This is a genomic window from Pedobacter sp. GW822-FHT03F06 (genome assembly GCF_058801365.1).
This window is the reverse complement of sequence record NZ_JBXANE010000004.1, coordinates 375854-399766: the sequence shown is the minus strand read 5'-3', so window position 1 is coordinate 399766 and position 23913 is coordinate 375854. Positions and strand designations below refer to the sequence as shown.

Below are 23913 nucleotides of genomic sequence, written 5' to 3'. Positions count from 1 at the left end.
TGAAAACACAAATGAACAAGTCAGATCAAATTGCATATTACATCAAGCACGGAGCATTGGTCATTACCATTTCGCTTTTTACCGTTGGCAATATTAAGGCCCAAACCATTATCCCTATTGAAACCGCGCATAATGCATTGGTATTACAGGCTGATGTAAAGAAAGATGTTAACACCATTTTTTTTGGAAAGAAACTCAGTAATAAACAAGAATATGCGCAGGTTGCTGGGCAATACAAACAAACTGAGGATTACACCGGGCAGTTAAGTTCCGTTTATACACCTTCAGGATCAAGAAACCTGGTAGAACCAGCCATTAGTGTTACCCATGCCGATGGCAATAACTCGCTCGATCTGAAATACGTAGATCATACCATAACGGCTATTGATGATAATGTGAGTCTACTTAAAATCAGATTGAAAGACCCAGTTTACAATTTCGAAGTCACCATGTTTTATAAGTCTTTTTATAAACAAGATGTAATAGAACAGTGGACAGAGATTAAACATAACGAAAAGGGGACAGTGGTGCTGCATAAATATGCCTCAGCCAATCTGCACTTAAAATCGCCGCATTTTTGGTTAAACCAGTACCATGGCGATTGGGCTAAAGAAATGCAGCCAGAACAAAGTGAAATTACCCATGGCATTAAAACTTTAGATAGCAAATTGGGCACCAGGGCAAATTTGTTTCAGCCTTCTGTTTTTATGATTTCGTTAGATAAGCCTGCTGAAGAAAATGAAGGCAATGTTTTGTATGGAGCCATGGAATGGAGCGGTAATTTTAAGATCGATCTTGAATTGGATTACCAGGATAACCTCCGCATTATTGCCGGAATGAACAATTATGCCTCTCCCTATAGCTTAAAAGCTGGTGAAGTTTTTACAACCCCTGCTTTTTTATACACTTTTTCCGATCAGGGAAAAGGTGATGCCAGCAGAAAATTGCAAGATTGGGCACGTAACTATAAGATATTAGATGGAAAAGGCAGCAGGTTAACCCTTTTAAATAACTGGGAGGCCACTTATTTTGATTTTAATGAACAAAAGCTGGCCGATTTGTTAAAAGATACCAAAAAACTGGGTGTCGATTTCTTTTTACTCGATGATGGTTGGTTCGGGAATAAATATCCCCGTAACGATGACCATGCCGGGCTTGGCGACTGGCAGGAGAATAAGAAGAAATTGCCAAACGGAATAGCTTCTCTGGTAAAAGAGGCCGATAATGTAGGAACCAGATTTGGAATTTGGATAGAACCCGAAATGGTTAACCCTAAAAGTGAACTTTATGAAAAACATCCTGATTGGGTGGTGAAACAGCCTAACAGACCTGAATATTATTTCAGGAACCAATTAGAACTCGACTTGAGCAATCCAAAAGTGCAGGACTTTGTTTTCGGTGTGGTGGATGGCCTGTTTACTAAAAACCCGAAACTGGCTTACATTAAATGGGATTGTAATGCGGTAATTTACAATGCATACTCCGCGCATTTAAAAAATCAATCTCATTTTTACATCGATTATGTAAGGGGATTGTATAGTGTATTGCAAAGAATCCGTGCTAAATATCCAACGGTGCCGATGATGTTATGCTCTGGTGGAGGTGGTAGGGTAGATTATGCTGCCTTACAGTATTTTACAGAGTTTTGGCCTAGTGATAATACCGACCCATTAGAGCGCATATTTATGCAATGGGAATACTCTTATTTTTATCCGGCCATCAGCAGTTCCAACCATGTAACCGATTGGGGAAAACAGCCAATAAAATTCCGTACCGATGTAGCCATGATGGGTAAATTGGGTTTCGATATTGTAGTGAGTAAATTACCTGAAAAAGAGCTTCAGTTCTGCCAGGAGGCCATTAAAAACTATAATGATGTAAAACAAACGATCTGGCAAGGCGAACAATACCGTTTAGCCAACCCACGTAGCAGCAGCATCGCATCGGTGTTATATGTAAATGCGGAAAAAACTGAAGCTGTTATTTTTAATTACCTGGTAAACTACCGTTATGGCGAAAACAGTAAATATCCGATTAAACTGAATGGTTTAGATGCAGCGAAAAAGTACCAGATTAAAGAAATCAACCTTTATCCAGGTACAAAATCATCGATTGATGCTACTAAAACTTATACTGGCGATTTCCTGATGAAAGTGGGCTTTAACCCTAATGTTAATACCACGAGGACCAGTGTGGTGTTAAAATTAGAAGAACTGAAGTAATAAGGTTCGTCATTTTGACTGAAGCGTAGGGAAATGGAGAAATCTAATTAATGGTTTCTCCATTTTTTTTACCACAGCGCCCACAGAGAGCAGACCACAGAGGGCACTGAGTTGGAGCATAAATAAATACGATCGTCATTCCCGCGCGGGCGTGAATCTTAAAGCCCATTCCATGTTTTGGGTCTGCCAAACAATTTTAAAATTTTAACCCCCTATATAGATCCTTCGACTCCGCTCAGGATGACAAATGAGACTATAAGTAACTCATTGATTGATTGATTGATTGATTGATTGATTGACTTTGGACTACAGACTATCGACTAAAGACTCTTTACCATTAATCCTCTTCTTCACTTCCGTTCATAAAAAGCACGCGGACTTTTTCCGAACTGTTTTTTAAACTCCCTGCTAAAATATTTTGGATCGTTAAAGCCAACCTGGTAGGCCACCTCATAAATGGTAAACCTATTTTGTTTAAACAGCTCCATCGCTTTCTTTAAACGGATCGATTTAACAAAGTCATTTACGGAGAGATTGGTTAGGTTTCTGATTTTTTTATACAAAACAGGCCTGCTCATCCCAACCATCGAAGCCAGTTCAGAAACCCCAAAATCTTCATCAGTAATATGTTCATCAATGTATTTTAAGAGTTTTAGCATAAAAGCTTCATCAATGGCATTGATGGTGAGTTCTTTCGGCTGTAAATGAATGTGTTTCAGGAATTTTTGACGCATTACCTGTCTAGACATCAGTAAATTACGAACATTCAGTAAAAGCAGTTCAGGACTAAAAGGTTTGGTAATATAGGCATCGGCGCCTGTTTCTAAGCCACTAACCTGGTGGATATGAGAAGAGCGGGCTGTAAGGATAATAACGGGGATATGGCTGGTACGTTCATCTTCCTTAAGTCTGCGGCAAAGCTCTATACCATCCATTACCGGCATCATAATGTCACAGATAATCAGATCTGGTAGCGTTTCTACAGCTGTTTCCCAACCCATTAATCCATTTTCACTTTCGGCAACCTGGTAATGTTTACCAACCAGTGAGGTAATTAGTAGCCTGATTTCGCTATTGTCTTCCACCACCAATATGGTTTCGGTAGAAATATCAGTTTCTTTTTCAGATTTTAAAATTGCTACCCCTTGCTCTGCTTGTTGCGTGTATATATCGGGATGGCTTGGGTAATCTTTTACGCCATCAAAAAGAGCCGTTTTAAAATGCGATTTTCCTTTCTTTAACCTTACCGTGAAATTGGTGAAACCACGTTCACCATTTTCAGCAGGTGTGCTTTCTACAGCAATATGCCCTTTATGTTCCTCTACAATTGCTTTAGAAAGTGCTAAACCTATTCCCGAACCGATTTGATTTGAATGTTGCTCATCTACCTGGAAATAATCGCCGAAAAGATTCTTTAAACTTTCGGCAGGTATGCCCAATCCATTATCTGAAATGCTAATCACTACTTCATTCTCCATTTCCAATAGAGAAACAGAGATTTTGCCACCTTTATTGCAGAATTTAAAGGCATTAGATAACAGGTTGAACAATACTTTTTCGAGCTGCCTTTTATCAAAAAACAGACTGATGTTTTCCTGCTCGTGTACAAACTCGTACTGTATACCATTTGTTTGGGCGAGATGAGCGAAGGAGATGAAAATCTCTTTAATAAAATCGACAATATTATCTTCTGTAACATGTAGGGTAAGGTGCCCGGTTTCAGCTTTCCTGAAATCCATTAATTCGGTAATAAGCCGCATTAGCCTATTTGCATTATTTTTTATCGGAATAATCTGCCGATTTAACTCGGTATCGGTTTGATATTGTTTGGAAAGATTTTCTAAGGGGCCAAGAATTAAGGTAAGTGGCGTTCTGATTTCGTGGGCTACATAGGTAAAGAAATTCAGTTTCATTTTCTGAATGTCTTCCGTACGTTTAAGCAGCGCACGTACAAAAAGATAACGTACAATTAAAAACAGTAAGCCCGAAAAGAAAGCCAAATAAATAAGATAGGCCCACCAGGTAGCCCAAAAGGGTGGAAGCACCGTTATTTTAAGGGTTGCAGCTTTGCCACCAGGATTGCCATCATTATTGCTTCCTGTAACCATAAAGGTATAATTGCCAGCAGGAAGATCGGTATAGGTAACACTGGGTACATCGGTTTTTACCCAATTTTTACTATGGCCTTTAAGGATATAACGGTAACTGTTTTTTTCTGGTTTAATGTAATTTAATAAGGCAAAACCGAGGCTGAAATTGTTGTTATCGTGTTTAAACGTAATTTGTTTGGTGCTTTTGATATCTTCCTTTAACAATCCATCTGGCGCATTTACTGCTACGGTTTGATCGAACAGTTTGAGTTCAGTCAAGGTAATTGGTGCGACATTCGTATTAATATCAATCTGACTAGGATAAAAGGCTGTTAAACCATCGTAACCGCCAAAAAACAACTCGCCACGACTATCTTTTAAAAACGACCGGATATTAAAATCGTTGCCTGCGAGCCCGTCGCTTTTAGTGTAATTAATGAATTTCCCAGTTTTAGAAACCAATTTAGATAGTCCTTTATCTGTACTGATCCACAAGTTATTTTCCTCATCTTCAATTATTCCCAATACATTACCATTTGGCAGGCCGTCCTTTTCGCTGTAGTTCTTGAATTTTCTGCTTTTATTATCGAAAATGCTCAAACCTCCAAAAGAAGTTCCAACACAAATATTTCCATTTCGTATTTGGATAATGCAATTAATATAATCTGAATTTAAACTGCCTGCACTGTTCTTTTTCTGATCATGATAATAGGCTGTAATTCTTTTAGTGGCTGGGTGGTAAGCATATAATCCGGCCTTGGTTCCAATCCACAGATTTTTAGCCTTATCTTCAAATATAACCTGGATATAGTTGTTCCTTAGGTACTGCTCTAATGGGCTTTTAACTGTTTTAGAAGCATACTGTCCATTTGTTTTTTTTAATGTCGATAATCCATCTTTGGAACCTACCCAAACAGTACCATCGCTATCTTCAGTTATTGCAATTATTTCAGCGCCACCCAGGTTGTTTTTTACATCTTTAACATTAATTATTTTTTTGAAATTATGGCCTGAGGGGTTAAATAAGTATAACCCCCCGCGATGTGTACCCACCAATAATTGACCTGTTTTATCAAGACAGAGCGTTTTAATTAGGTTCGAATTGAGTCCATTGCTGTTATTTGGTTCCGATTTATAGTAGGTAAAAGTGTTGTTGCTCCTGTTTACATAATTTAAGCCGCCGCCTTCGGTGCCCACCCACAGGTTATGGTATCGATCTTCGGTTATGGCACTTACAATGTTGCTGCTCAAGCCCTGATGTTTTTTCGAATTCCGGAATACGGTAAATGGTGTAGCAGATGGATAGACTACGTTTACACCTTTATAAAAGGTACCAACATACATCGAACCGTTTAAATCCTCAAAAATACTATGGATGGAGTTTTGGCTTAAGCCGCTGTTCTGTTCAGGATCGTAACGGTAATTGTTGAATTTTTGGTTAACAGGATCGAGGATACTTAATCCTTCCTGTGTACCGATCCAGATGTTGCCCGCTTTGTCGCAGGTTAGTTTTCTAATGTCGTTATTAATAATAGAATTTTGATCTGTAGAACTGGTTTGGAAGCGTTTAAAGGTTTTATGTTCGTAATCGAATAGATTTAAACCATTATACGTGCCTAACCATAGCCGCTTTTGTTTATCGATTACAATACTTTTTACAGCATTAGAACTGATGCTGTTACTGTTATTGGGATTATGTCTGAAAATTTCGAAACGATATTTGCCTTTTACCTGGTAAATACGCACTAAACCATTATAAGTACCTACCCAAAGGTTTTGTTTTTCATCTTTAAAAATCGAAAAAATCCAGTTGAGTGCAGATTTACGATTGGGCTTGTCAAAAAGAAATTTCTTGAAAATCTGCTTTTCAGCGTCTATCACCAAATTTAGCCCATTGTATGTTCCAATCCAGATGTTTTTTTGAGGATCTTCATAAACACATTCTACCGAATCGCAGCTAAAGGAATTTGCTGAGCTCCGTTTGTTGATGCGATAAAAATGGTCGGTTTTTTCGTTGTAAATATTCAGCCCGTTTTCTGTTCCCACCCACAACCTTCCTTTGGTATCGCTCAGTAGGGCCGAAATTACATTGTTCGAAATGCTATTTTGATTATCTGAGCTGTTGCTGTAAATTTTAAAACGGTAGCCATCATAGCGGTTTAGTCCGTGCTGGGTACCCATCCAAATAAACTGGTCTTTGTCTTGCGCAATGGCCATCACCGAATTTTGCGACAGGCCATTTTCCATCCTAAGGTGGTTAAAAACAATAGGCTTCTGGGCACACAAAGCGGTGCAGATAAAAAGCATTGAGAAAAACCATAAAGCGTTTAAACGCAGATTCATAAAATTAAGCTAGTTTTTTGGCCATCTTATCGCTATAGAAGAATAGCCTTTGATGTATTTCCTTTAAATATAACGCGAACTTATTAAAATACTAAAGGATTACAGTTTTTCTACCCTTTCATTTACAATTTTCGACCTTTTTTAAGGAATAATGCGCCAGTTTTGGTTTAAGAAAATTGAGCTAACCAGGCCGCAATAACCAGTGGCACAGAGACTATTGATTAAATAAACTGACCAAACCAGAGGATATGAAGAAAGGCTAACCGCACAAACTAAACTATAGTCTATTCACGACTTTAAATTGACTAATCCAAATCAACTAATCAAAAAGATAACCAAACAATGAAATTTATCCCTAACCAATGGGGCAATATGTCGTTTTGCATATACCCGCTTTTCCGTTTACTATTTGCTGAAAACGAATCAAAACTTCTAATGTCTATGCTTAAGGCATAAACCCAATCCATTATATCAATAGAATAAATGTGAGTAAATGCTCGCAAATAATGCAGTATGCAGTAATCATGCTGGCTATCAGTATGCGGAATGATTAAAATTTTCGCGCAGCATGGAAAGTAGTCGCTTTCTGCATAACTAAAATTATAAACAAAATAAATTATTTTAAATGAACGGAACTTATACTTCGATTATAAAGCGGATGACGCTGTTTGGGGTGCTGTTATTCTTGGCAAACAGTGTTGATGTTTTGGCATTCCCAAACCTTACCAATTCTTTAAAAAGCAAGAAATTTCAGGTGCCATCGTCGGCCAAAAAAAATAGTAAACAAATTCCCAACGATTCATTATCGAATTTGAGAGATTCTTTGAGAAACAAACTCAGGAATTCTGTAGCCGTAACTTTGCCAGACCATAATGTTCCGGTTTTATTTGGAACGCAGAAAAATGTAAAAAGAATTCAATCTTCAGCTACTGTAAGTGGAGAAGAGCTAAAGAGTTTTCCTACGCCACAGGTTGGTTTAATGTTGTACGGGAAACTGCCAGGTTTGTACGTGGTTCAAAATAATTTCCAGTTGGGTTCTGACGAACCTGCTATATCGCTAAGGGGAAGAACGCCATTGGTTGTAATTGATGGTGTACCACGCTCGTATCTCAGTATCGATCCTGAACAGATAGAAAGCATTTCAGTAATAAAAGATGCACTGGGAACCGCACTATATGGCATGAAGGCCGCTGACGGGATGTTACTGATCACGACCAAACGTGGTGCAAATATGCCTAAGCAAATTACCTTCACCAGTCAGTACGGTATTCAGCAGCAAATTGAACGGCCTAAATTTCTGGATGCATTCAATTATGCCACCTTATTTAATGAGGCGCTGGTAAACGACGGGCGGCAAGCCATTTATGCAACAGCCGATTTAGATAAGTATAAAAATGGTACAAATCCTTTTACGCACCCCAATGTAAACTGGACCGATGAAATTTTAAAGGCTACAGCACCTGTGAGCAGACAAAACCTGAACTTAAGAGGTGGAAGCAACAAGGTAAGGTATTTTGTAGACCTCGATTACCTGAGCCAGAGTGGTTTTTTAGTTACCGATCCTTCTATCAATACTTATGAAACGAATAATAGTTTCAAGCGGTATTCTTTCAGAAGTAATATAGATGTTGATTTAACAAAGAGTACTACGCTCAGTTTAAGCTTGTTTGGAAGAATAAGAAACAGCAATCAACCCGGATCTACAATAGCCAGTATTTACAGTACATTGTTAACTACGCCTAATAATGCCTATCCGAAATTTAACGAAAATGGTTCGCTGGGGGGAAACACCGAGTTTCAAAATAACCTGTATGGTATGTCGATAAAATCGGGATACAGGCCATCGGTCAATAGAAATTTAGGGGCAGATGTATCGTTAATGCAAAAGCTCGATACTTTTTTGCCTGGTTTGTATGCTAGTGGCGCAATATCTTTCAATTCCTACTATAACGAAAACATTAACAGAAGTAAATCTTTTGCGGTGTATTCGCCGGTAGTAAACCCTGTTACAAACCAAACGAGCTATAAAACAATAGGTGGCGATGGTACGCAATCGAATAGTTCTTCTCCAACAGACCTAAACCAGCAGATATTTTCCCGTTTCGATCTGGGATATGATAAAACAATCGATAAAAATACTTTTAAAGCGCAGTTGTTATTTATACGGGATAGTTACGTTTTAGGTGGCGCCTTATCGCAGGTTAATCAATCACTGGGCGGAAGATTTAATTACGATTACGATAATAAGTATTTGTTGGAACTGGCCACTTCGTACATGGGCTATGACCGCTATAAAGCGGGAGATCAGTGGGGCTTCTTTCCATCAGTTGGTTTAGGCTGGAACATCGCCAACGAAAGTTTTTTTGCCAATTTAAAAAACACAGTTAATTCATTAAAACTGAGAACATCTTACGGTTTAACCGCTACAAATGCCGCCGCCGGGTATTTCCAATACCTGCAAAACTTTGATAATGGCGATACATTTTATAGCAGAAATCCGCTAACCACTTCAAGTACAAAAGATGAAGGACCGCTGGCTAACCCAAATATTACCTGGGAGAAAGCAAAGAAATTTAATATCGGCTTAGATGTTTCGATGTTAAAAGATAAACTATGGTTAACAGCCGATTATTATAAGAACAGTTATTACGATCTGTTACAAACCAGGAGAACGAATGCAAGTGCTGTAATTGGAGCTGTTTTGCCGCCTGAAAATATGGGTAAAAACGAATATTCGGGTGTTGAGCTGGCGCTTGGATATCAAAATCAGATCAACAACTTCAAATATTTTATTTCTGCCAACGGCTCGTGGAGTGCAAGCAAAGTAATTTTTAATGATGAACCTTTTAGAAAAAATGCTTACGAATACAGAACCGGACAACCTGTAGGACAAACTTTTGGATATGTGGCTGATGGTTTTTATAACAACACTGCAGAAATTAACAACGGACCTAAGGTTGACGGCTACCTCCCGGTTCCGGGCGATTTAAAATATAAAGATTTAAATAACGATGGCATCATCAACACTTATGATATGACCGCGATCGGCAGTACCAAACCTATTTTCTTTTATGGTGTAACAGGTGGAATCAATTATAAAGGATTAGACTTTTCATTCACCTTAAATGGTACAGCAAATAGGAATGTGTATTTCAACTTTATCAATTTTGCATCAACCGGTGCAGCCGGCGGATATGGACAAGCCTTAGAAAGCAGCTTGTTAAGATGGACACCTGCTACCGCTTCGCAGGCAGAATATCCACGTTTAAGTGTAGGCAATAACCCAAATAATAGCCGGGTTTCTTCTTTCTGGGTTAAAAACGGCGATTATTTAAGATTAAGAAATGTAGAAATAGGTTATAGTTTACCTGGCCACCTGATCAAGTCAATCGGCTTTACCAATGTGAGGGTATTTGCCAATGGTCTTAACCTGTTAACCGCTACAACCTTAGATGGGGTAGATCCGGAAGTGCTGATCGGAAATGTACCCAATCAGCGGATATTCAATTTTGGTGTTAACCTTCAGTTTTAAATCTTGATTATGAATAATTATAAAATATACTTCGCTATAATCTGCCTGTTATTTGCATTTGGCTGTTCGAAAAAATTTGAGGCAGAACCTTTAGACCGTATAACCGGCGATTTAATTTTTGATCCGCTCGATAAGAATGCTGATTATGCAAAACAATTTTTAAACGGAACCTATTTGTTGCTGCCAGATTGGTACAACAGGATAGATGGCAGTTTTTTAGATGCCGGAACAGACGATGCCGTACCATCAAGAATAGGAACCCAGGCAGAATTTTATCGTACGGGTAGAATCTCATCTACAACCCTTCCTGATGATGTTTGGAGCAAGAATTATCTGGGCATCAGAAGAGCCAATCTTTTTTTAAGCAAAGTAGATGTAGTACCCACAACTGCAGTTTTAAAAACTCAGTTTAAAGCTGAAGCAAGATTTTTAAGGGCCTATTTTTACTTCGAACTGGTTAAGCGCTGGGGCGGTGTGCCTTTAATTGGTGATAAGGTATATACCATCAATGATGATATAAATGTTCCTAGAAATACGCTCGACGAATGTTATGCTTATATCGTAGCTGAGTTGGATGCCATAAAAAGTTCATTATTGCCTTATGCCATTAGCGATGGAGATTGGGGCAGGGCGAATATCGGAGCCGCAATGGCCTTGAAATCGAGAGTGCTGTTATATGCCGCCAGCCCCTTAAGTAACCCGACAAATAATACTCAGAGGTGGACATTAGCCGCACAGGCAGCAGCCGATGTTAAAGCATTGGGTTATACCCTGGTAACCGATTGGGTAGCCAATTTTAATGCAACCAAAAACACGGAGTTTATTTTTATTAAACAGAATGCTTTAAATACAAATATCGAAATCAACAACGGTCCGATTGGATATTTACAGGGCGTTGGTTTAACCAGTCCGTCGCAAAACCTGGTCGATGCATTTTTAATGCTCGATGGAAAAGCAATTTCTGATGCAGGATCGACTTATGATCCGAATAACCCATACTTAAACAGAGATCCGAGATTAACAGCTACGATTATGCACAATGGCAAAAATTGGTTGGGAAGGCCTGTTGAGACATTTGAAGGTGGGCAGGATAAGCCGGGAGGAAACAGAACACAGACCAGAACGGGATATTATCTGAGAAAATTTATGGGCAAATTTGAAACTTCTACCAGCTACACCAATCAGGCCCACCATGTAATCTTACTGAGGTATGCTGAGATTTTACTAAACCATGCCGAAGCGCTAAACGAATCGGGCGGGGCAGTTGCCGATATCGTTAACAATTTGGTTTTAATCAGGAAAAGAGCAGGAATTCTTCCTGGCTCCAATAATCTTTACGGTTTATCGCTTACACTTAGCAAAGATGAACTGCGTAAAATAATTCAGAATGAACGCCGTATAGAACTGGCTTTTGAAGAGCACAGAACCTGGGATTTGAGAAGATGGAAACTGGCTGAAATTGAATTAAACAAACCAATTAGAGGCGTGCAGATTATCAAAAACGGAACAGCTTTCTCTTATGCTTATTTCAATGCCGCAAATGCTGTGTTCGATGCCAAAATGTATTGGTACCCTATACCACAGGCCGAAATATTAGCCAATAACAAAATGGTTCAAAACCCAGGATGGCCTAACTAGTAAGGGGCATAAACTTAAAATAATGAAGCATACAGGTTTTCAGATCACAGAAGTGAAACGGGAATCAGGACAGCTTCATGCCGATAAAAAAGAAACTATATACAGATGAAAAAAATACTGAATATAATATTGCTTGTGCTGATCACTAATTTGGCTTACGCCCAAACCAAAGTGGTAAGGGGTGTGGTGGCAGATGATAAGGGCACAACATTGATCGCTACAACGGTTACAGAACAAGAAAACCCAAAGAATATTGTGATCACCAATACCAGTGGCGCTTTTAGCATTAAAGTTGGTGCCAACAGTACCAAACTGATCATAAGCTCTGTTGGTTACATCACAAAAGTGGTAACCATTACCAGCCAAACTTTAAATATTGTTTTAAAAGAAGATAATTCAAATTTAAATGAAGTGGTTGTAGTGGGTTTTACCCCACAAAAGAAGATAACCAATGCCGGTGCAACCAGTACAGTATCGGGTAAAGAATTAAGACAGAGCCCTGCTGCAAGCTTTCAAAATGCTCTGGCCGGAAGGTTACCGGGTTTGTTTCAGCAACAAACCAGTGGCCAGCCTGGTGCCGATGCTGCTAATATTTACATTCGTGGGGTTAGCACTTACACAGGTGCATCTAACAGACCTTTGGTCATTGTAGATGATGTAGAGTACCCTTACGAACAGTTAAGCCAGTTAAATTCTAATGAAATCGAAACGGTTTCCATTTTAAAGGATGCTTCTTCAACGGCTATCTATGGTATAAAGGGCGCTAACGGTGTAATTGCGATTACTACCCGAAGGGGGACAAATTCTGCTCCGAAAATTACATTCAGAAGCGATTTTGGTTTGCAAACGCCTACCATAAGAAGAAAACCATTGGATTCTTATAATGCCTTGACCTTATTGAAAGAGATGGAGGTAAATGAAGGTAGAGACCCCAACCTGACTTTTCCTGGACTGGTTACTGAGGAAGCGCTAAACCATTTTAAATTAGGAGACGATCCGTACCACTACCCGAGTGTCCAATGGTACGATGAAGTCATGCGTAAAAACGCGTTGCAGCAAAGCAATAATATCGACATTACAGGCGGTACCCAGAATTTAAAGTATTTCGTGGCACTTGGCAACGTTTATCAGGATGGTATTTTAAAAAATATACAAAAGGACGAAAATTTTAATAGTAATTATTATTTAAAAAGATATAATATCAGATCGAATGTTGATTTGAATGTAACCAAAACCTTAACCCTAAAGCTGGATCTTTCGGCGAGGTTTAATGAAATTAACCAGCCAAACCTGCCCGATGTACTGGCCGGTGGTGCCATATCTTTTTGGCGTAGATTAAGCAGCGGACTTTTAAATCCATGGAATTACCCGGTAAAAAATGAAGATGGGAGCTACGGGGGTAGAAAATCAGCAACGTTAAATCCGGTTGGTATTTTGCAATATGCAGGTTACAACAGAAATTACAGTAATAACCTTAACTTAAACCTAAAAGCCAACCAAAATTTAGATTTTTTAACCAAAGGCCTTGCTGTAAGGGCAATTTTAGCCTACACCAACAATGTAGAATTTAATCGGTCCTTAACCAGGGGGCGCTTTCCTACTTATGCCTACCTGCCGGGATCGGATGTTTTAGACCCCGTTTTTCCGGAGTTAAGCAGGTTAGAACCACTTACGGCAACAACTACATTTGATGCCAATACATCTAACTACCCCCTTCGTAAAATCAATGTACAGGGTATTTTAGATTATAACCGCCAGTTTGGAAACCACAATTTATACGGTCTGATCGTATACAACCAGCTAGCAGATATTTCCGGCGCCAATATTCCTGCAAATTTTAGAGGATATTCTGCCAGGGTAGGATATAATTACAAGTCGAAGTACATCTTCGAACTGAACGGTGCGTATAATGGTACTGATAGGTTCAAAGCAAGCAAGCGGAATGGTTTGTTTCCGGCAGTAAGTGCAGGCTGGAACATTAGTGAAGAACCTTTCTTTAAAAAAGCCCTTCCTTTTATCAATTATATGAAAATCAGGGGCTCGTTGGGTACCGTTGGTTCTGACGATTTCCCGAATACTTACCGTTATATCTACGAAGAGATCTATAATGCCCCGGCAACGGCGGCAAACTCTTACTGGTTTGGCGATAATAACAGCTTACAGTATGGCATTACGCCGGGTGCCCTCGCAAATGAAGATGTAAGATGGGAGCAGGAGCGAAAACTGGATATTGGTACAGACATTAAATTGCTGAACAGTAAACTTGGAATAACCTTCGATTATTTCAATCATAAAAGGTACGATATTTTAACTGTTAGGGAAACCGTACCTAATTTCTCGGGTATTTCATTACCTCCGGTAAATTTGGGTATTGTAAATAATAAAGGTTTTGAACTCGACCTGTCATACCAGAATAAACTGTCAGAAAACTTATCCTACTTTGTTAAAGGAAACATTTCCATCTATAAAAATAAAATAATTTACCGTGATGAGCCTTATAATCAAGGTAACCCCTTGCTGATGCGCACAGGCCGGCCTATTGGTCAGATTTATGGGTATACAAGCATAGGTTTTTACAATGATGCGGCCGATATCGCCAATAGTCCAACATCAGTTGGCCGTGCAGTTAAACCTGGCGATTTGAAGTATGCCGATATCAACAACGACGGAAAAATCGATCAGGGTGATATTGGTCCGATTGGCAACCCAAACATCCCTCAGATCAACTACGGTTTTTCATTAGGCACAAGCTACAAAGGCTTTGATGTTTCAGTGCTTTTTCAGGGTGCCGCAAAAGGGAGTTTAAGTGCGTCAACCATGTTTCAGATAGGAACTACTAATGGTACACCTTCCGAAATACACCTAAAAAGATGGACGCCAGAAACCAAAGAAACGGCAGAACTACCACGCTTAGGTGGCGCCAACTTTGATCAGTCTACTTTTTGGTTACGCCCAACAGATTATATCCGACTCAAAAATGTAGAACTTGGCTATAATTTCAGTAACAAACTGGTAAGTAAAATCGGATTATCAAATGCCCGTATTTATGCAAATGCCGCAAATCTGATTACCTGGTTTAACCTGAAGATTTATGATATAGACCCTGAGTCTATAAATTCTACAGGAACGGTAGAGGCCTATTCATCCTATCCTCAACAAAAAATTGTAAACCTAGGCTTACAGGTAACATTCTAATATATAAACAGATGAAAAATATAAATTATATAAAAACTTTAACATTGGTTGGCTTATTAGCGATAGGTGCTGTTGCCTGCAAAAAAACTGATAGCAGTAGTTTTTTGGATAAAACAGATGTAGGGCAGCTCAATGAAGCTACTGTATTTGCCGATAGTTTGTTAACGTTTAGGTTTTTAACGGGTATTTATACCGGTTTGGCCGGAACATACTATCTCGATAATGGCTTAACAGGCGGTGGTTTGTGGTCGTACAGCGATGCATCAGACGATTCGGATATCGTATGGAGCGGTGCTACGGCACAAATAGCACCCGCTTTTAATTCAGCAACATTTCAAAGTCAGGCCGATTTTAGCCGGTTTAAGAACCACTGGAACAATTGTTACAATAATATCAGGAGGGTAAATGTTTTTTTGGCAAACGTAGACAGATCTCCGATTTCGGCCGCCAGAAGAGCAACTTTAAAACTGGAAGCCAGGTTTTTAAGAGCCTATTATTACTGGCATTTACTACGCAATTATAGTGGTGTGCCAATTATTGGCGATAAAGTGTACGCCATAACTGATGACTTTGGTTTAGCCAGATCTACATTTGCCGAAACTGTAAATTATGTGGTAAGCGAATTAGATGCCTGTGCGGCTTTGCCTGTAACCACACAAATTGAAGATTTCGGACGCCCAACAAAAGGTGCCGCAATGGGCTTAAAATCAAAAGTTTTACTCCTGGCTGCCAGTCCTCTTTTTAATGGGCAAAATCCTGGTACAGGTGCCAATAAAAATCTGGCAGGTTACGATAATCTGGATAACAATAGATGGAAACTGGCCGCAGATGCCGCAAAGGCGGTAATGGATATGGGCATATACAATTTGGTAAAAGATAATACAACTGCCCCCGGTTATGGCTATTATCAGATGATGATTACCAGAAATACCCCTGAACACATTTTTCAGGTCATGAAATCAACAAACAGGTGGTACGAAGGTTTTCTGCTCCCGGTTTCGCGCGGCGGGCAAGCCTACTCTTATCCAACCCAGGAGTTGGTAGACACCTATCCGATGAAAAATGGTAAGAATATTAAAGAAGCGGGCTCAGGTTACGTAGAAGCAGATATGTACAAAAACAGGGATCCCCGTTTTTATTATTCTATATTATATGATGGCAGCTTGTGGTTAAACAATACCACAAATACTAAAACGGTAGTCAATTTGTACGCCAATGCCCCTGGCGACGGTTTAGGTACATCGGGTTCTACTAAAACGGGGTATTTATACCGCAAATTTTGTCACGAAGGTGCTGGTGGCAATTTTGGTATATCCAATAATATTGGTTTGGTGGCTATCAGATATGCCGAAATATTACTGAATTACGCAGAAGCACTTAACGAATTTAGTGGGCCTGGCACAGAAGTTTATCAGGCCGTTGAGCAAATCAGGGAAAGAGCTGGTTTAGTGCCGTTTCAATTGCCATTGCAGTTAACTAAAGAGCAAATGAGGGAAGTAATCCGCAATGAGAGAAGGGTAGAGTTAACCTATGAAGAAGCGACTAGATTCTTTGATATCAAAAGATGGAAACTAGCAGAAACTTTAATAAACGGTCCGGCTAATGGGATGCGTTGGACACGTAGTGGATCAACCGTTACCGGAGCCCGCTTTTCTTTTGAAACAAGGAGATTCACCAATCCTCAAATGTATTATTTCCCTATTCCACAATCAGAAATTAACAAGAGTGCAGTGCTGATTCAAAATCCAGGATGGTGAGATTCTTAAGTCCGAAGTCATGAGTCTGGAGTCGATTAGGTCGTCATTGCAAGCTAGCCTTGCAATGACAATTTCGAAGAGCCAATTGATCAATTACCAATCACTAGTAAACCAATGAACAATAGCAAATCAGTTAACCGTTTCGAAAAATTAACCGATTAACCAATACACAATGAACGCAATAACAAAAATCAGAACAATTGAGCCCATTATGTTTTATTCGGGGAAGGATGATGAACTAAAGGTTTTTTTAAACGAAACCGAATTTGGTGAACTGATTATTAAATCGCTATCTATCAGTCAGATACAGGTTAAAGAAGTGCTTCTCGACGGAACAGGTGAAAAACTCAACTGGAAACAGGATTACAAAGGGCTTAGGGTATCGGTGCCAGAAACATTGGTAACTAGCAAGAAGGCTACGGGGAGGGTGGTAAAGGTCGCTTTTTAAGTAAAATGACAATGATGAAATAAAAATCAATTAATCAAATAACCTCAAACCATTAAACATGAAAAACAAAAAACAACTTTACTTTGCGCTGCTTTTGATGATTTCAAGCGGCCTTTTAATGACAGCCTGTAAAAAAGTACCTGTTTCGAAACCAGAAACGGCTAGTGCAAAGCCAACTACATTGGCACTAAGCTCGGGAACCACTGCGCCGAGTTTTGTTACCAATACCAAAAACCTGAACATTGTAATGTTTGTGCCAACCGATAATCCGGCGCTTTCTGATTACAAAACCCGCTTAACCTCTTTATTGGTTCATTTTCAGGGTTGGTTCCATACCGAAATGTTAAGGTATGGCTATGATAAATACATGGGACTGCCCAAAGTTGATTCAACCGGATTGGTGCGTTTTATCGAAATACCAGCTCAGTTTGCACAATCAGCCTATCCTTACGATGCCAGTATTTCGGCAACTAAAATCCTGAATGAAATTGCGGCTTACAAAGTTACACATGCTTCAGAGTTCTCAAATTCGAGTCACACCCTCATTTTATTGCCGCAGCGTACAGATGGTAGTTTTGATCAGCCCTTTTATGGTTACGGCAAAAATTGTTTTGCCACTGATAATGCAAACATGGCGGTTGATAAAATTCCTAATGCAACATCAAATTTACTTGGTGGTATGCTACATGAGCTAGGGCATGGCTTAAATTTACCACACGATCATGCTAAATATGCTTCAGAGCAACCAACCTTAGGTACTTCTTTAATGGGATCAGGAAATGTAACTTTCAGTAAAGGTCAGCCCACATTCTTAACCGAAGTTGATGCTGCCATTTTAAACCGTAATGAAGTGTTCCAGAATCCTTTGCCAATAGAAATACCTTACGAGGCAGCAACCACCACTATTAATGCACAATTTGCCTACAATGCAACTATCCAGGCCTTCAACGTTACGGGTTCGTTTACCAGCAATAAAGAGGTAAATGATATCTTAATTTACATGGACCCGGATTTGAGTAGTAGCGATGCAGATTATAATGCCGTGGCCTGGAGATCGAACCCAGGTACCGGAAATACAATTTCGGCAACTATTCCTTTTAGCGAGCTTTATTATAAAAATAACGAAGCTTACAACATTAGGGTGAAATTGCTATTGAAGAATGGTGGTAATGTGAGCAAAACCTATTCATTTTCATTTTTAAACGGTGTACCACAGATTGGTGCAAACGGTTCTGCTAAATTTTACCAAAATGCCAGTTATGGAGGTTATGGTATATCATTACCAGTTGGCCAGTATACCACAGCCGATTTAATTAGTCTCGGTATTAGTAATAACGATGTATCATCTGTTAATGTAGGTTTAGGGTTGAAAGTAATCATGTATGATGGTGATAACTTTACTGGAAGTAGTATCGAATTAACCTCTTCGAGCACTTACGTTTCTACTTTTAACGATAAGGCATCATCCATAAAAGTGATTGCCCTTTAATTATTATTTTTATAAACAGGCTTATCTTTAATGTTTTAAACCATAATCAAAAATGAGAAAACTGCTTTTTTTAAGTCTGTTATTTGTACTGTTTGCCCAGCTATCGCTTGGGCAAACAGTGCAAAATAATACTTTGGAACAGTTTAGGACAGAAAAATTCGGTTTGTTTTTACATTGGGGCTTGTACGCGCAAACTGCCGGCGATTGGAAAGGCCACCGGGTTAAAGGAGGAGAGCATTTTATGCTTTACGAACGCATTCCGGTACGAGAGTACGGAACCATTGCCGATCAATTTAATCCCATAAAGTTCGATGCAGATGCCTGGGTTAAACAAGCGAAAGAAACAGGTATGAAGTATATTGTTTTTACAGCAAAACATCATGATGGTTTTGCCATGTACAACTCAGCCAGCAGCGATTATAACATTGTAAAAAGAAGTCCGTTTAAACGCGATCCAATTGTAGAGCTGGCAAAAGCCTGTAAAAAATACAACATCACACTTTGCCTTTATTATTCTTTAGGAAGAGATTGGCAAGATCCCGATGTGCCAACCAATTGGCCTGTAAAAGCGGGCAGAAGCAACACCTGGGATTATCCGAATGAAGACGGAAAGGTTTTTAACCGTTATTTCGAAAGGAAGGTTAAACCGCAAATTACAGAACTTTTAAGTAACTATGGCCCAATTGGTACACTTTGGTTCGATACGCCCGAACTTATCAGTAAAAAAGAGAGTGAAGAACTTAAAGCTTTAGTTCATAAATTACAACCAAACTGTTTGGTAAACAATAGAATTGGAAATGGTTATGGCGATTTTTCAATTTCTGAACAGTCTTTATCACCATCATCAAAAAAAGCCTGGGAGTCTTGTTTAACCATTGGCCAAAACTGGGGCTACAACAAACACGATAGTCTCTGGAAATCGCCAGAAATGCTGGTACGGCACTTGGTAGAAGTAGTAGCTAATGGTGGCAACCTGTTGTTAAATGTTGGCCCTAAAGGTGATGGTACCTTTCCGGATTGGGCAACTGTAAGATTAAAAGCTGTAGGTAAATGGATGGATGTTAATCACGAGGCCATTTACGCCAGCCACCCATGGTTAGCTGTAAAAGAAAACAGCTCAGAAAAGAGCGATAACATCTCCATCGAAGAAAGCAAAAACGCCATTAAGGATGCTGTTTTTGATGGTACACCAAAATCTGTAACGCCAGATGTTTATTATACCTCAAAAGATAAAACTGTATACGCTTTTCTAAGAAGCTGGAAAAGGTCAGATGTACTGCTAAAACAGATAAACAAAAGCACAATGTCTGTTAAAAATATCGAACTCCTGGGAAACAATGAAAAAATCAAATGGACAATAAACAACGAAGGGCTTGGCCTTGATTTACCAGGTGATTATAAAAAAGGGAACCAAATTCCTGTTTATGTATTAAAAATAACAGCCAATTAATGAGGTTACTATATATATTAACTGTACTACTTGTTTGCTCAACGGCGTTTGCGCAGCAACCCGGAATTATTCCTATGCCGTTGCAATTTGCAAAAGGTAGTGGTTACTTTACCCTTAATGATTACAGTAGCATTGGTTACAATAACGAACAGTTAAAAACGATTGCCTATTATTTTCAGAACGAATTATTAAGTCAGAAAGGAATTACCGTTCAGCAGAAAGCAAGATCGGCAAATATTATGCTGGTACTAAAAGCAGGGAGGAAACATGCAGATTCGTGTGCTTATCAGATCAGTATCAAACCTGAGAGGGTTACTGTTTCTGCAACACATCCAAATGGTATTTTTTATGGGGTGGTTTCACTGTTGCAATTGGCCATAACCAATAAAAATAGCCAGCTTCCGGTAGCAGAGATAAACGATGCACCAGCTTATGGCTGGCGTGGCTTTATGCTCGACGAATCGCGTCATTTTTTTGGCAAACAAAAAGTAAAATCCATTCTAAACTGGATGGCTTTTTATAAACTAAATACTTTTCATTGGCATTTAACCGATGAACCAGCCTGGCGCCTAGAAATCAAAAAATATCCTAATTTGGCCCTTATCGGTGGTATTGGTGATTATTTAAGCCCCAATTTGCCAGCACAGTTTTATACACAGGCAGATATTAGGGAAATTGTGGCCTACGCTGCCGAACGCTACATTAAAGTGATACCCGAAATTGATATGCCCGGACATGCTACTGCGGCCAATAAAGCCTATCCCGAGTATTCAGGAGGCGGTTCAGCTGGGCACCCAGAGTTTACCTTTAACCCTGGTCTGGAAAAAACGTACAGTTATTTAACCGATATTCTAAAAGAAACCAATGTGCTTTTCCCTGCCGGATTAATCCATTTAGGAGGAGATGAAGTGAGTTACGGAAATGAAAAGTGGAAAAGTAATGCCGATATTTTAAAACTCCGCGAACGCGAAAAGCTTAAGGATGATGCTGCGGTAGAACATTATTTTATGAAACGTATGGCCGATTCGCTCTATCAATTAAACGCCAAGGCTATTTTTTGGGATGAAATGGCCGAAGCCGATCTGCCGAAAGAGAAAACGATTATGTTTTGGTGGCGCCAGGAAAAACCTGCTCAGCTCCGCACCGCTTTAAGTAAAGGTTACCAAACGGTTTTATGTCCACGCTTGCCCCTGTATTTCGATTTTGTTCAGGATAGTACGCATCAATATGGAAGGAAATGGAACAAACTGTATAACCCCATTGAGCAGGTATACCAGTTCGATGCGCAGTCTTTTACTGAAAATGAAAAGGAAAAACAGCTTGTTTTAGGTATTCAGGCCAACCTTTGGACAGAAACAGTAGATAATGATAACCGTTTAGATTATTTGCTTTTTCCACGCATTGCTGCCTTGGCAGAAGCTGCATGGACACCGCAAAACCATAAGGATTTTAAAACCTTCAGTAATAGTTTAACTCAGCACCTGGCGCTTTATGGTAAAACAGGGCTTTATTATTATTACCCTTCAAAACCTTTGCAAAATCCCGAAATACCGGTTAGGAGAAAGAAACCCTTAAATTATAAAGATTAACAAAAACACGAATAAAATTTGAATATGAAGAATATATTAAAGTTTGCCTTGGTTACCTTTGCTTCTGTAGCTGCAGTAAACCCTGCAAACGCACAATGGACAGGACCGAAGAGCAAGCCTACAAAAGAAGTTGAAGTTAAATACGGGACCTTAACACCACCACACCGTACCGATGCCGATATGGAAGCCTTTCGCAGTTACGGCTTAGGGCAGTTTATCCATTGGGGAATTTATTCTATAGCAGGTAACGAATGGAACGGCGTAAGCGCAAGGGGTGGCGCAGCGGCATCAGAATGGATTCGCTCATGGGCAGGGCCTACAGCACCAAAAGACTGGACCAAAACTTACGATAACTTATATAAACAATTTAACCCGAACAACTTCGATGCCAAACGCTGGGCCAAACAGGCTAAAGATATGGGCGCAAAGTATGTGATTTTTACAACCAAACACCATGATGGATTTGCACTTTGGCCAACCAAATATTCTGATTACAATGTTGCAGCATCGCCGTATAAAAAAGATATTGTAAAACAGATTGTAGATGCCTATACCGCCGAAGGTATTGATGTATATCTCTATTTCTCGATTTTAGAATGGAATAACCCTAATTATATGGGGAAAGCCCCAAAAACCGACGAGGAGAAAGAAAAATTCGGTAAATTTTTAGCTTATACCCGAAATCAGCTTTTAGAGCAACTGGATAACTATCCGAAAATTAAAGGTTTCTGGTTTGATGGTACCTGGGATGCCTCGTGGAAAAGCGCCTATGAATTTACCTACAATCTAGAAAAAGAACTTCGCGAAAAACACCCTGGATTAATTATCGGCTCGCGTTTCCGTAACGATGAACATGGCTCAAGACACTTCGATTCGAATGGCAATATTTTAGGCGATTACGAGCAGGGCTGGGAGCGTAAGTTACCTGTAGAATTTGAGTGGTTAAACGGTAACGATTGGGATGCGGTAATGACTATTCCGCCAAACGGTTGGGGATATATGAAAGATTGGTCGGGAATTTATACCAAAACTACCGACGATTTATTGGATATGCTGATGCGTTCGGTATCAATGAACGGCAATTTTGTACTAAACTTTGGGCCCGATGGCAATGGAAATATGCATCCCGAAGAGGATAAAATTGTAAAAGAAATTGGCGAGTGGGTAAAACTAAATGCCGAGGCAGTATATGGAGTGCGCCATGCTGCATTAACGCCTTCCAAATTAGGCTACTTTACTCAAAAAGACGATAACCTTTATTTAACGGTTTTTAATCAACCCGTAAATGGCATTGTGCGCATTGCGGTGCCTAAAAATGCTAAACAGGTTCCGGGCACAGCAGCACTTTTGGTTGGGGGTAAAAATTTAACCTTAAAACCAGCAGACCTTGGTTTGGATCTGGATAAGAATACCTATTACGATGTCATACTGCCGAAAGGTTTTCAACCCAGCAAAGCATTTGTAATTAAAATGAAACTGGTGGCACCAAAGGTAAAAGCAGCAAAGTTAATGGATGCTAAAATATAGTCAGATTGGCCTCTCTTTAAATTTTTACGCCAAAGGTTTAAAGTAAATCATGCTATTATTAACGATCAAACCGGGCTTCCCGATAAAAGGAGGCATTAGCCGAAGATCATAACCGGTTTTGATTAAGATTTAAATGTAAAAGATGTGGTAATGAATAGGTTGATTAGTGCCCAATTTACCATCTATACCAAGCATACATCAGACTGGTTATCTAATGTTAACCTTGGTAAATACATTTATTTGGTTAGTTAATGATTGCGTAGCGATGGATGTTGCTGCGCAATCTTAATTTTAACCTAATGGCTATAGATCCATATCATAATTATTAAATCAAATAATCGTTGAGCCCGATATCTTAATATAAATCGCGGGTGCAATAATATAAATCACGAGTGCAATAATATAAATCGCGGGTACGATAATCTAAATCGCGGGTGCGATAATATAAAACGCAGGTACGGTAATATAAATCACGGGTGCGATAATATAAAACGCAGGTACGGTAATATAAATCGCGCTATCGGCCTGATACATTTAATATTGAATTAAAACTGCACTGCAACTTTAACAATTTCATAACGCTAGCTAACTATCTTACTAATAACATCGGTTCATCTTTGTTAAAAGGCCCTA

Annotated in this window: 11 protein-coding genes; 10 read left to right on the top strand and 1 reads right to left on the bottom strand. The window is 39.3% G+C overall.

Features of this window, described 5'->3' with window-relative positions; genetic code table 11:
• The first annotated feature begins 11 nt into the window (after window positions 1-11).
• Window positions 12-2222, top strand: a complete 2211-nt coding sequence (locus AC1RJ8_RS09395) for an alpha-galactosidase (RefSeq protein ID WP_492953339.1) — start codon at window positions 12-14, stop codon at window positions 2220-2222.
• 350 nt (window positions 2223-2572) lie between these two features.
• On the opposite strand, the gene AC1RJ8_RS09390 is transcribed toward AC1RJ8_RS09395, so the two are convergent.
• Window positions 2573-6559 (bottom strand): hybrid sensor histidine kinase/response regulator transcription factor, encoded by a 3987-nt coding sequence (locus tag AC1RJ8_RS09390; RefSeq protein ID WP_492953340.1) that lies wholly within the window; start codon window positions 6557-6559, stop codon window positions 2573-2575.
• A gap of 721 nt (window positions 6560-7280) precedes the next feature.
• On the opposite strand from AC1RJ8_RS09390, the gene AC1RJ8_RS09385 reads away from it, so the two are divergent.
• The 9 genes from AC1RJ8_RS09385 to AC1RJ8_RS09345 all read left to right on the top strand — a co-directional run bounded on the left by AC1RJ8_RS09385 (window position 7281) and on the right by AC1RJ8_RS09345 (window position 23280).
• Complete coding sequence (locus AC1RJ8_RS09385) at window positions 7281-10187, top strand: SusC/RagA family TonB-linked outer membrane protein (protein ID WP_492953341.1); 2907 nt, start codon at window positions 7281-7283, stop codon at window positions 10185-10187.
• 9 nt (window positions 10188-10196) lie between these two features.
• The gene (locus tag AC1RJ8_RS09380; RefSeq protein ID WP_492953342.1) at window positions 10197-11825 is read left to right on the top strand and encodes a RagB/SusD family nutrient uptake outer membrane protein; all 1629 of its coding nucleotides are present in this window, start codon (window positions 10197-10199) and stop codon (window positions 11823-11825) included.
• A 105-nt stretch (window positions 11826-11930) separates the two neighbouring features.
• Complete coding sequence (locus AC1RJ8_RS09375) at window positions 11931-15020, top strand: SusC/RagA family TonB-linked outer membrane protein (protein WP_492953343.1); 3090 nt, start codon at window positions 11931-11933, stop codon at window positions 15018-15020.
• Between the two features lie 11 nt (window positions 15021-15031).
• On the top strand, window positions 15032-16777 hold the full coding sequence (locus AC1RJ8_RS09370; protein WP_492953344.1) for a RagB/SusD family nutrient uptake outer membrane protein: 1746 nt from the start codon (window positions 15032-15034) through the stop codon (window positions 16775-16777).
• A 172-nt stretch (window positions 16778-16949) separates the two neighbouring features.
• The gene (locus AC1RJ8_RS09365) at window positions 16950-17225 is read left to right on the top strand and encodes a hypothetical protein (RefSeq protein WP_492953345.1); all 276 of its coding nucleotides are present in this window, start codon (window positions 16950-16952) and stop codon (window positions 17223-17225) included.
• Window positions 17226-17283: 58 nt separating this feature from the next.
• The gene (locus AC1RJ8_RS09360; protein WP_492953346.1) at window positions 17284-18714 is read left to right on the top strand and encodes a beta/gamma crystallin family protein; all 1431 of its coding nucleotides are present in this window, start codon (window positions 17284-17286) and stop codon (window positions 18712-18714) included.
• A 52-nt stretch (window positions 18715-18766) separates the two neighbouring features.
• On the top strand, window positions 18767-20164 hold the full coding sequence (locus AC1RJ8_RS09355) for an alpha-L-fucosidase (RefSeq protein WP_492953347.1): 1398 nt from the start codon (window positions 18767-18769) through the stop codon (window positions 20162-20164).
• Window positions 20164-21753 (top strand): beta-N-acetylhexosaminidase, encoded by a 1590-nt coding sequence (locus AC1RJ8_RS09350; RefSeq protein WP_492953348.1) that lies wholly within the window; start codon window positions 20164-20166, stop codon window positions 21751-21753. The genes AC1RJ8_RS09355 and AC1RJ8_RS09350 overlap by 1 nt, the downstream gene beginning before the upstream one ends.
• A 24-nt stretch (window positions 21754-21777) precedes the next feature.
• Window positions 21778-23280 carry an alpha-L-fucosidase gene (locus AC1RJ8_RS09345; RefSeq protein ID WP_492953349.1) on the top strand — a complete coding sequence of 501 codons (1503 nt, stop codon included), beginning with the start codon at window positions 21778-21780 and terminating at the stop codon, window positions 23278-23280.
• The last annotated feature ends 633 nt before the right edge of the window (window positions 23281-23913 follow it).

Excerpts from the sequence above, each read along its gene's own strand:
- AC1RJ8_RS09360 (WP_492953346.1), top strand. The coding sequence starts at position 17,284 with ATGAAAAACAAAAAACAACTTTACTTTGCGCTGCTTTTGATGATTTCA.
- AC1RJ8_RS09370 (WP_492953344.1), top strand. The coding sequence starts at position 15,032 with ATGAAAAATATAAATTATATAAAAACTTTAACATTGGTTGGCTTATTA.
- AC1RJ8_RS09395 (WP_492953339.1), top strand. The coding sequence starts at position 12 with ATGAACAAGTCAGATCAAATTGCATATTACATCAAGCACGGAGCATTG.
- AC1RJ8_RS09385 (WP_492953341.1), top strand. The coding sequence starts at position 7,281 with ATGAACGGAACTTATACTTCGATTATAAAGCGGATGACGCTGTTTGGG.
- AC1RJ8_RS09345 (WP_492953349.1), top strand. The coding sequence starts at position 21,778 with ATGAAGAATATATTAAAGTTTGCCTTGGTTACCTTTGCTTCTGTAGCT.
- AC1RJ8_RS09390 (WP_492953340.1), bottom strand. The coding sequence starts at position 6,559 with ATGGAAAATGGCCTGTCGCAAAATTCGGTGATGGCCATTGCGCAAGAC.
- AC1RJ8_RS09355 (WP_492953347.1), top strand. The coding sequence starts at position 18,767 with ATGAGAAAACTGCTTTTTTTAAGTCTGTTATTTGTACTGTTTGCCCAG.
- AC1RJ8_RS09350 (WP_492953348.1), top strand. The coding sequence starts at position 20,164 with ATGAGGTTACTATATATATTAACTGTACTACTTGTTTGCTCAACGGCG.
- AC1RJ8_RS09375 (WP_492953343.1), top strand. The coding sequence starts at position 11,931 with ATGAAAAAAATACTGAATATAATATTGCTTGTGCTGATCACTAATTTG.
- AC1RJ8_RS09365 (WP_492953345.1), top strand. The coding sequence starts at position 16,950 with ATGAACGCAATAACAAAAATCAGAACAATTGAGCCCATTATGTTTTAT.
- AC1RJ8_RS09380 (WP_492953342.1), top strand. The coding sequence starts at position 10,197 with ATGAATAATTATAAAATATACTTCGCTATAATCTGCCTGTTATTTGCA.